We start from the raw sequence: 10,375 nt of genomic DNA, 5'->3' as shown, positions 1-10,375 counted from the left end.
ACCGTCAACTCCTCCGGCGGGACTTTCACCCGCAAGAACACGCCGCCTTTGCACGGCGCACCACAGAGACACAGAGGGCACGAAAAGAGGAACGGAAAGGCTTGTCGCTGAGCCTTTCCGTTCCTCTTTGTGCCCTCTGTGTGATGCTTTGTCTACGCCGCCCGGTTGCGCTCGCGCCCGAAGGCGATGGATGGAACCGGAGCCGCTTCGGGGCCCCACATGAACGCGAGATGGGGGCGCACGGGCAGGGACGGGACTCCCTGCACCACGATCCCCACGATCTCCCGAGCTTCGGCGGGGAGGTCGGCGCGGGACGTACGTTGATCGATCATCGGAATAGCTCACGCTAAAGGACCGCCGCTGTAGATGGCGCGGCATCCCCGTGCCCGTGCACGGCGCATACCGTGAACGGGCGCCATCCCAAGCACAAGAGGTACAACGACTTACGGCGCGAGCAACCGTGCTCGCGCCGTCTGGTGTAGCCGTTTGTGATCAGCGCACGTGTTCAACCGACACAGGCCAGGGGAGCCTTCACCGCAGGGATCGGCGCTGGCGCCGGGCGCGGGGGCGGCGGCGGCGACAGGTCGGGCGGGAAGAGCGGCGCGTTGAGGGCGGCGAGGCGCTGGGCGCTCCAGGAGCGGTACCCCGGGAGCTTGAGCGAGCGCGCGATCCGCTTGTCCATCGCGTGGCAGATGAGGAGCTCGGTGAGCTGGTACTGCCCCGAGTCCGTCATCCGGAGCTCGCGCACCACCTCGTCGGCGATCCTCAGGAGCTCGGAGCGCGGGATCTCGTCCTTGAAATTCTCGACCTGCTCTTCGACCCAATCCAGGTACGCGCGCCGCAGCGACCGGGGTGACTCGTGGTTCATGAATGAGCCGGTATGGGACGACTGGGAGATGCGGGGAGGGATGCTCTTTACAAAGTATACTCGCGACGCCCGGGGATCAAGCTCCACGTGCGGCGTCCCACTGGAAGCACGCTCCGCAGAAGGAGTTCCCCTTCCCATCCGTGTCCGCGATGTCGCGCGAGGGGTACATTACACACCGCGGATTCGCGCAGTGCTCGGCACCCGCCAGGTGTCCCAGCTCGTGAACGGACGAGGTGACCAGGCGCGGCCAGAGAGCGGAGGTGCCGTCGGCGCAGGGTACGCGCAGCGACGCGAGCCCCACCACCGCGCAGGGCCCGTCCATCGTCGCCTCGCCGAAGACGACGTCGTACTCCGGTGCGCACAGCCCCGCCTCGGCCACGCCGAGCCACCAGCACTCGCGCGGGTCGCGTCCCGATCGGTCCGCGCGCTCCAGCAGCGCATCGACGATAGGTCCCGAGAGGTAGCGGCAACGGTCGCCGTCCCACCACTCCTCCTCCAGCGGGAGCCCCGCGCCGACCGCGCACTCCAGCCCCAGCCGCGGCCCCAGGTCGTCGGCGAGCGCCTGCAGCAGCCCCTCGTCCGCACCGCCGACGGGCACGATCACGAGCAACCGCACCGCGGCCTACGCTCCTCGCCAGGACGCGCCGGCCAGCACCGGAACAGTCATGTGCGCCACCTTCGTGCGGGGGACGTTGCCACCGGAAGCGGAGGGGGCTCGGCAGGTTCTGTACCGGGGCGGGGGCGCAGGGCGGGTGAGGGGGAGAACTGCGGCGCGGGCTGCACAGATCCGTAGGGGCGCGATTTATCGCGCCCACCGGCCGCCTTCCTCGACCCTCGCCCCTCGCACGATTTCCTTAGGGGCAGACCTGCGTGTCTGCCCACCCTTACCCCCACCTAGACCTCCGCCATCCACCCTGAATTCTGTAGGGGCCGCCCCGCGTGGCTGCCCGTGCCCGCCCCTCGCGACGATCCGTGCGACCCGCGCAGATACATGCTAAACGCCCCTCCCCCAGCAGTTTTGGGGGAGGGGCAGCGAGGAACGAGCGGGGAGGGGGCTCGGGCGCCCCTCACCCCGCATCCATCCCGTACCGCAGCAGCTTCCGGTAGAGCGTCGACGGATCGATCCCCAGCACCTCGGCGGCGCGCGTCTTGTTGCCGCTCTCGGAGTGGAGGACCCAGTGGATGTAGGCGCGCTCGATGATCTCCAGCGTCGGGTTGGGCGGCAGGGCGGCGGAGACGAGGGGCTGCGGGGCGCGCTCCGTGATGCGCGTGGGGAGCGTGGACACCTGGATCTCGCCGTCGGCGGTGAGGACGGCGGCGCGCTCCAGGGCATTCTCCAGCTCGCGGACGTTGCCCGGCCAGTCGTACGACGCCAGCGCGTTGACCGCCTCCTGCGAAAGCCGCGGCGTCTCCTTCCCCCTCCCGCCCGCGAACCGCTCCAGGAAGAAGGAGGCGAGGAGCGGCACGTCCTCGCCGCGGTCGCGCAGCGGGGGGAGGTGGACGGTGATGACGTTGAGGCGGTAGTACAGGTCGCTGCGGAAGCCGCCGCGGCGAATCTCCTCCTCCAGGTCGCGATTGGTAGCGGCCACGATGCGGACGTCCACCGGCACCGCCTCGGTCGCGCCGACGGGGATCACCTCGCGCTCCTGCAGGACGCGCAGGAGCTTGACCTGCGTGGCGGGCGACATCTCGCCCACCTCGTCCATGAAGAACGTGCCGCCCTTGGCCGCGACGAAGAGGCCCTGCTTGTCGCGGTGCGCGCCGGTGAAGGAGCCCTTGGTGTGGCCAAAGAGCTCGCTCTCCAGCAGGCTTTCGGGGAGGGCGCCGCAGTTGATGGAGACGAACGGCCCGTCCGAGCGCCCGGAGATCTCGTGGATGTACTTGGCGATCACCTCCTTGCCCGCGCCGCTCTCCCCCGTCACGAGGATGGTGGAGTCGGTGGGGGCGGCGGTCTCGGCCGTCTTGAGCACGTCCAGAAAGCGCTTGCTGCGGCCGATGGGGCGCGCGGAGTCGCCCCGGTCGCGGCGGCGGATCTCGGTCTTGAGCGCCTGGTTCTCGCGCTTGAGCTGCCGGCTCTCCGCCGCCCGCCGGCAGATGGCGACCATCTCGTCGTTGGCGAAGGGCTTCTGGATGTAGTAGAACGCCCCCTCGTTTACCGCGCGGATCGCCGTCTGGAGCGACGCCTGCGCCGTCATCAGGATCACCGGAAGCGACGGGTCCAGCTCCTTCGCGGCCAGCAGCACCTCAAGCCCGCCCACGTTGGGCATCCGCACGTCGCTGAGCACCACGTCCGGGCGCAGCTCCTCCATCCGGGCCACCCCCTGCTGCCCCCCCACGGCGGTCTCCACCTGGAAGCCCTCCCGGCGCAGGAGGATGCGGAGGGTGTCGAGGATGGCCGTTTCGTCGTCGATGACGAGGATTTTCGTGGCGTCGGACATAGTGGGGAAGTCCTAAGTGCTGAGTGCTAGGTGCTGAACAGAAGGTGCGTTAGTGTGTTGGTGCGTGAGTGCGTTCCACTTAGGACTCAGGACTCAGCACTTGGCACTTCCGTTCCCTCCCCGTCCAGCGCCGGAAGATAGAGCGTAAACGTCGCGCCCCAGCCGTCGCCGCGGGGCTCGTCCACGAAGACGGCGCCGCCGTGGGCCTCCGCGGCGCGCTGCACCAGGGCGAGGCCCAGGCCCGTGCCGCCGGGGCGCAGGGTGAAGAACGGGTCGAAGACGTGCTCCACCTCGTCCGGCGGGACGCCTGGGCCGGTGTCGGTCACGCGCACGCGCAGGGCCCGCGTGCTGCTCATCGCCGCGGAGAGGAGGTCGGATTGGATCACGTCGGCCTCCACCTCCACCTTGCCGCCTGGGCCCGCCCACTGCGCGGCGTTCAGCACCAGGTTGAGAAAGGCGCGGTGGAGGAGGTCCTCGTCGCCCAGCACCTCGGCGGTGGTGGCTTCGGCGGTGCACTCCAACCGGATGGCGCGCCCCGATGCGTCGGGGTGGGCGCGCACCAGCTCCACCGCGTGGCTCACGATCGTCCCCGCGCGCACGGGGGCAGAGGCGCGGAGCTTCACGCGCGCGAAGTCGATGAACTCCGTCAGCAGGCGGCTCAGCCGGTCCGACTCGCGCGTCACCAGGTTGCTCAGCACGCTGCGATCTTCGCGGTCGATTCCGTCGCCGGCGAGCTGCTCGGTGGCGCTGCGGATGGAGGCGAGCGGGTTCTTGATCTCGTGCGCCAGCGAGGCGCTCAGCTCGGCCACCGCCTCCAGTCGCTCGGCGCGGCGGCGGAGCGCCTCCAGCCGCCGGCTCCCGGTGATGTCCTGGAAGATCGCCGTCACCGAGGGGGGTTCGGGCTCCGGGCGCTCCACGACCGTAGTGCTCACCCCCAGCACCATCCCGTCCCTCCCCTCCCCCGTCTGCGAGCGCCGCACCCCCGCGTTCTCGCGGACGGAGGTCTCGATGATGGTGCCGAGCCCCGGCGCGGCCGCGTCGAGCGCGGCGATCACCGGCTGGCCCTGCAGCTCGCGCGGGTCGAGGTCGAGGAGCTCGGCGGCGGTGGGGTTCATGTACACCAGCCGCCCGTATCCGTTTACGGTCAGGATGCCGGTGAGGATGCTGGCCAGGATGTCGGCGGTGTCCAGCCGCAGCAGCCGCAGCTCCGTCTCCACCTCGCCGAGCGCCACCCCGGTGCGGCGCAGCCGGTCGCCCAGGTAGCCGGTGACCAGCGCCACCGCGCCAAAGATCACGATCTGGAGGAAGACGGCTGCGTCCAGCTCGTGTGCGCTCCACACCACGTCCGCGAAGTACAGCACGCACGCCAGCACCGCGATCAGCATCCCCCCCACGATGGGGAGGAGGACGGCCCCGGCAAAGATCGCCAGCACGTACAGCGGCGCGAAGCTGCTGTCCTTGCCACCGGTCAGGTGCACGACGACGGCGACCATGCACACGTCGAACACCACCTGCCCGTACAGGTACGCGCGGCCGGGCGTGCGGCCGGCCAGGTGCGTGTGCCAGAACGATGGGAAGGTGACGAGCAGCGCAGTCACGAAGAGGAGCGTGGCCGTGAGCGTCGTCCCCGGCGGAGCGTCGCGCCAGGCCCACGCCGCCGCCACGAAGATGGCCGCCGCCAGCGTCATCCGCGCGACGTACACCCACGACAGGAGCTGCCGCGTGTCCGGAATGGTCCCCGTGGTAAAGCGTTTCTGGCGGACCATTCGGCGGGGCGCGAGGGAAGGAGACGGCACGAACCGGCTGCGAATGATCCGCCGCGCCGGGGGGTGTGTCAAGCGGGGGGCATCGTAGGGGCGTGATTCATCACGCCCGCCCTCTCCCCCACCTCGACCTCCGAGATTTCGCGCGTCCAGGGACCACACGCCCCCCCTCGCGGGTACAGGGGCGCCGGAACGATCGTCCGCCGGCGCCCGGCAACCCCCATCCGCGAGCCACCGATGAACCACGCCCTCCGCGCGACCCTGATCCTCGCCCTGACCGCCGCCTGCGCCCGCCCCTCCGGCGAGGCTCCCAGCGCGGATGCCGCGCCCGCGCAGTCCCCCGCCTCGGTGCACGCCTCCGGCGCGCACGCCGAGGGAACGGCCCGCGCGCCGGGCTCCGCCGCCGCTGCATCCGCCCTCCTCGCCGTCGTCTACAAGACGCCGACGTGCGGCTGCTGCGCGAAGTGGGTGGACCACCTGAAGGCGAACGGCTACACGGTGGAGGTGCACGACGTGGAGCAGGTGGAGCCGATCAAGGCGGAGTGGGGCGTCCCCGCCGGCCTTGCATCGTGCCACACCGCAAAGGTGGGCGGTTACGTCTTCGAGGGCCACGTCCCCGCCGAGATCATCCAGCGCGTGCTGCGCGACAAGCCCCAGATCGCGGGCGTCGCCGTCCCCGGCATGCCGATGGGCTCGCCCGGGATGGAAGGGCCCTACAAGGACCGCTACGACGTGATCTCCTTTGACCGTGGCGGCAACACGAAGGTGTACGCGAGCCGCTGATCGGTTGGGAGCGCCGGCATTCGACGCCGGGGATGCGACGGCGGGGGCACGACGCCGGGCACACGTCGCCGGGGAGACGCAGCGCCGCGGGGTGCCTCGGCGGTGGATGCGGCGCCGGCGCACTACCGGGGGATAAATCCCCCGGCTGGAACGACGGGAAGGCGGCTGAAGCCGGCTCGAGGAACGCGGCATCGGACCCCGAGTCCGCGCAGGCGGACTTTGTGCTGTTGTTGCTGCGAGTTCACTCGCCCCTGGCATGCAGAAGAGGTCCGCGCGGCGCGGGTGCGCGGGCGGACCTCTTGCTATGGTGCGGCGGCGGACTCGGGGGCGTGGCGGCGGCGCCAGAACTCGCGGGCGGGCCAGCGGCGCTCCTCGGCGTAGTAGCGGGCGCGGGCGCGGAGGTAGCCGGCGAACTCCTCCCGGATGAAGTGGTCGTAGCGGCGCATCCCCAGCTCGTCGCCCGAGGCGAGGAGGTCTCCGGCGGCGTAGGCGGCAAAGATCCCCGAGCGGAGCGCCTTCAGCACCCCCTGCGAGGAGAGCGGGTCAAAGGCGGACGCGGCATCGCCCGCGGCGAGCCAGCCGTCGCCCGAGGGCGGGTCCAGGCGGCGCGAGCGGGCCGCGCGCACCAGCGGCGGCCCGCACGGCTCGGAGCCGTCCAGGAGGGCCGAGGTGAGCGGCGCGTCGCGCAGGCATCCAGCCACCCCCGCTCCTCGTCCAGCCGCAACGGGCGCGCGAGGTCGCTGTCCGTCATGCACACGGCTACCCGCAGCCCGCCGGGAAGCGCCGCCGTGTACCACCAGCCGTCCGGGAACGCTTCCACCAGCGTCCCGGCCGGGGTGGGGCGCGCCTCGCGCAGGAATCGCGCAAAGCCGGCCAGCCGGTCCACCACGCGTGCGCGCGCACCGCCGTGGCGCCGCGCGAACGAAGCGGACGGGCCGGTGGCGTCGATCACGAAGCGCGCATGGAGCGCGGGAGCGCCGTCGAGCGCGAGCCGCCATCCCCCGCCCGCCCGCTCCGCGCCGGTGACGCGCGTGGCGCGGCAGACCTCCACGCCGCGCGCTTCCGCCGCGGAGGCGAGCATGGCGTCGAAGGCGGCGCGGTCCAGGTGCCATCCCACCGAGTGCACCGAGCCGAAGAAGTCGTGGTCGTGCGGCCGGGCATCGCCCCACGCCGCCGAGGTGCCGTAGGCGGGGCGGTGCGCCTGCGCCTGGAACTCGTCCCACATCCCCAGCTGCCGCAGCACCTCCGCCGCCGGGGGAGGAAGCGTCTCGCCGATGCGCGGCTCGGCGTAGCCGCTCGCCTCCAGCAGAGTCACGGAGAGCCCCGGCGCGTGGGCGCGGAGGGCGAGCGCGGCGGCGCACCCGGCCGGGCCGCCCCCCACGACCGCGACGTCCGTCATCCGGCTACTTCGCCAGCACCGCGTAGAACGACGCCACCACCCCCGCCGGCGCCGTGCCGCCCCCGCTCGGATGGGGAATGGTGCGCACCACGCTCCCCACGATGGCGCGCGTCTGCAGGTCGTTCGTGCTGTTGGGCCACACCGGCACCAGCCAGCCGATGTAGTCGTACACCCACTCGTCGCCGCCCACCACGCCGCGCCCCTGGAAGCGCACCTGGCTCGGGTTTCCGTAGCTCATGGAGCCGCGCAGGTTCAGCGACCACCCGCCGCCGCCGATGGTGCCCGTGAGCTGCTCCGGCCCACTCTCCTCGATCACGATGGTGCCGTAGCCGAAGAAGAGGTCGGCCCACGGCTGCGGGTCCTTGGACGGGTCCGGCGCCAGCGCGGGGTCGTTGAGGAGGCTGCGGTACGTCCAGCTTCCCACGAACGGGTTGGTTCCTTTCATCGCGAAGTCTCCTGGTCGCGGGAAGTGCGCTCCACGCCGATGAACACCGGGTCGCCGGGCGCGGGGCTGGGGTCGGGGTTGCGGATCACGAAGGGGAGCCGGCGCCACTCCGTCACCATCTTGAGGTCGCCCGCGTTGGTCTGCGTCACGCCGCGCGCCCAGTCCAGCCAGCGGTAGCCGCGGGAGCCGTCGGGCGCCACCGGGAGCGGCTCGTAGTTCTGCATGGGGCGGTGGGCCGGCCACCAGAGCGTCTCCCAGCTCCGCTGCTGGCGCTGGAGGAGGGAGTCCTGCGGGTTGGTGTAGTCGATCTGGTTCCACAGCTCGTAGGTGACGTCGATCACCTGCGTGGAGCACTCGTTGAAGTCCGCCTGCCAGGGGATCGCCATGTGCTTGGTGAGGTCGCCGGGCTGCATCCCGGTGTCCAGGTCGTCCGTCTGGCTCAGCTGCTGGTCCGCGTAGCCGATGTAGTCGGTCTCCGGGATGGCGCCCCGCCAGCTGTTCGCCTGCGCGGCCGTCAGCGAGAAGGCGCTGAACACGGGATCGGCCTTCACGCGGTACGGCTCCAGCCAGATGGCCGGGTTGCGCATGATCCACCCCACCTCGCCGCCGGGGCAGAAGGCGCCGCCCACCGCGTGCGACAGGACCCCCTGGTCCAGGTCGCGCCCCGTGCGGATGGGGCTCACCGCCCACGGGTCGTCCGGGTCCACCTTGTCCACCCACTTCTCTTCCAGCTCGTTGATGAACTTCCCCTCCGCCCACTGCGTCAGAAGGTAGTACTGGAAGTCGGTGAGGCGCAGGAACTTGGAGGGCAGGATGTTGCTCATCGGGTTGTCGCCCGAGAGGAGCGGCATCAGCGGGAGGTTGAAGACGCGCGTGGTGGCGCGCCCGCCCCGGCTGAAGCGGTTCTCCTCCCCCGGCTCGCGCAGGAGGGAGAAGAGGAACTCGCGCTCCGGCCGGAACGGGTCGCTGGTGTGCCGCGCGATGCACTCCCGCAGGCACTCTCGGTGCACCTCGCCGCTGTAGAGGCGCCGAATCTGGCGGCGGAGGGCGCCCTCCACCTTTTCGCGAACCCCCATCGGACGCTTGTCCTCGGGGGCCGAGTTGTAGACCGGGGCGCGCTGCGTCTTGAGCGCCGTGCCGTGCGCGGGACCGGAGGGGACCGCGGGCCCAAGCCGGTCCAGCAGCGCCGCGACCTCGTCCTGCAGCCGGCCGCGGGCGTCCGCGCGCTCTGGCGACGAGGCGGACGCGGCGAAGCTCCGCACGACCTGGTCGGGCGCCCCCGCCGGCTCCGGCTCGGCGGCGAAGGCGGCCACGGCGCGCTGGAAGCCGTCCAGCAGGTCGTCCGGCACCGAGTCGGCGGCCGCGGCCCGCATCCCGCGCGAGCCCTGGTCTCCGAAGCCGGCGGTGCCGCGCAGCATCGCGCGGATGGGGGCGACCACCGCATCGCCCACCTGCTCGCCGCAGCCCGCCGCCAAGCACTCGTTCACCCGGACCCAGTCCACCCGCGGCGCCGCGCCGATGAGGCTGGGTTGAAAGGTGCCGCGCGCGGTCTGGTTGTGCGGATCGTTGGACTGCGCCAGGATGCTGGTGAGGTACAGGTACTGCTCCGGCCGCCAGAGGATCGGCCAGATGTCGCGAAAGAACCAGGGACGGTAGTCGGGGTTCCACCCCAGCCGCCCGGCCTGCCACACCACCAGCGCCTCGCTGTCGCGCGGGTCGATGCGCTGCGGGCAGTCAAAGGTCCCCGCCTCGCCGTACAGGTCGGTGCGGTGGGCGAAGCGGCGCACGAACAGGTCGTACACCGTCTCGTCCATCGTCACGATGTCCGGGATGTTGGGGACGAAGTCCGGGTACGCGGCGATCACCCACGCCGGGTACTCCACGTCCACGAAGCGCATCGCCTGCACCTCATCGGAGAAGAAGACGAGGCGCGCCATCACCGGGCCGTCGCTGGTGTCGTCGAACCACCCGTCGTTGTTGGCGTAGTGGTCGATGCGCGGCTGCCCGAAGTCGTCGTACAGGTAGGTGCCCGCGTTGCCGTGCCCGCCCAGCACCAGAAGCCGCGCCTGGTCGTCCACCATCAGGTCGCCCAGCGTCTCCACCGAGGCGGGCTTCAGCGGCGGCGGAAAGGTGGAGGCGTACACCTCGCCCCCTTCGGCCGAGAAGCGGGCGCGGCGCGTGGTGTTGAGCGACACCACCCGCGGGCCGGGATCGACGATCAGGTTCTGCCGCGCCTGGTCCGCCGTCACCTGCGGGTTGCGCCGCGGGTGATCGGCCTCGTAGCCGTGCTCCCCCTGCAGCTGCTTGAACTCGTACCACGACGCCTTCTTGTTGCCGAGGTGCACGCGCCACTGGATGTCCACCAGGGTGCCGTGGTTCCCCCCGCCCGCCACGGGGTCGCCCACCTTGAGGGGGCGCCCGTCCGGGTTCTCGTCGTCGTACACCCACACGCCGAAGCGCGCCGCCTGGCGCCGGATGCGCCCCGCGTCGTCTTTGAGGCGGGTGGCGCGCTGCTCCGTTCCCGCGGGGGCGCCCAGCGGCAGCGAGTTGCCGTCCTGGTCGCACTCTATGGGGAGCGCGGCGGGCTGCTCGGCCGCGATGCAGAAGCCGTCCGGGCTGTTTCCCAGGCGGGCGATCCCGATCCCGGGATGGATCCTGTATACCGTCGCCATCGTGGAG

At 71.4% G+C, this 10,375-nt stretch carries 10 protein-coding genes; 1 reads left to right on the top strand and 9 read right to left on the bottom strand.

The annotated features are described in order from the left end of the window. Positions 1–152: 152 nt before the first annotated feature. From VF584_20310 to VF584_20290, 5 genes are all read right to left on the bottom strand, one after another. A complete protein-coding gene (locus VF584_20310) occupies positions 153–332 on the bottom strand; it encodes a hypothetical protein (protein HEX8212532.1) in 180 nt (59 codons plus the stop codon). 173 nt (positions 333–505) lie between these two features. Further along, positions 506–868: a hypothetical protein gene (locus tag VF584_20305; protein HEX8212531.1), complete on the bottom strand. Its 363-nt coding sequence runs from the start codon at positions 866–868 to the stop codon at positions 506–508. Positions 869–944: 76 nt separating this feature from the next. Beyond that, entirely contained in the window at positions 945–1,472 is a 528-nt protein-coding gene (locus VF584_20300) for a hypothetical protein (GenBank protein HEX8212530.1), read from the bottom strand. Positions 1,473–1,935: 463 nt separating this feature from the next. Further along, entirely contained in the window at positions 1,936–3,306 is a 1,371-nt protein-coding gene (locus tag VF584_20295; protein HEX8212529.1) for a sigma-54 dependent transcriptional regulator, read from the bottom strand. An 86-nt stretch (positions 3,307–3,392) separates the two neighbouring features. Further along, complete coding sequence (locus VF584_20290) at positions 3,393–5,072, bottom strand: ATP-binding protein (GenBank protein ID HEX8212528.1); 1,680 nt, start codon at positions 5,070–5,072, stop codon at positions 3,393–3,395. A 234-nt stretch (positions 5,073–5,306) separates the two neighbouring features. On the opposite strand from VF584_20290, the gene VF584_20285 reads away from it, so the two are divergent. Beyond that, entirely contained in the window at positions 5,307–5,852 is a 546-nt protein-coding gene (locus VF584_20285; GenBank protein HEX8212527.1) for a DUF411 domain-containing protein, read from the top strand. A 302-nt stretch (positions 5,853–6,154) separates the two neighbouring features. Here VF584_20285 and VF584_20280 read toward each other — a convergent pair whose 3' ends face one another. The 4 genes from VF584_20280 to VF584_20265 are packed head-to-tail and all read right to left on the bottom strand — an operon-like array spanning position 6,155 to position 10,368. Then, positions 6,155–6,376, bottom strand: a complete 222-nt coding sequence (locus VF584_20280) for a hypothetical protein (GenBank protein HEX8212526.1) — start codon at positions 6,374–6,376, stop codon at positions 6,155–6,157. Further along, positions 6,370–7,251, bottom strand: a complete 882-nt coding sequence (locus tag VF584_20275; protein HEX8212525.1) for an FAD-dependent oxidoreductase — start codon at positions 7,249–7,251, stop codon at positions 6,370–6,372. The genes VF584_20280 and VF584_20275 overlap by 7 nt, the downstream gene beginning before the upstream one ends. 4 nt (positions 7,252–7,255) lie before the next feature. Continuing rightward, positions 7,256–7,696, bottom strand: a complete 441-nt coding sequence (locus tag VF584_20270) for a hypothetical protein (GenBank protein ID HEX8212524.1) — start codon at positions 7,694–7,696, stop codon at positions 7,256–7,258. Beyond that, positions 7,693–10,368, bottom strand: coding sequence for a LodA/GoxA family CTQ-dependent oxidase (locus tag VF584_20265; GenBank protein ID HEX8212523.1), 2,676 nt, complete (start codon positions 10,366–10,368; stop codon positions 7,693–7,695). Before VF584_20265 ends, VF584_20270 begins: the two co-directional genes overlap by 4 nt. Positions 10,369–10,375 lie beyond the last annotated feature (7 nt).

Origin of the sequence: Longimicrobium sp. (genome assembly GCA_036389135.1) — a bacterium.
Lineage (GTDB): Bacteria > Gemmatimonadota > Gemmatimonadetes > Longimicrobiales > Longimicrobiaceae > Longimicrobium.
This window is presented reverse-complemented; position numbering and strand designations above follow the sequence as displayed.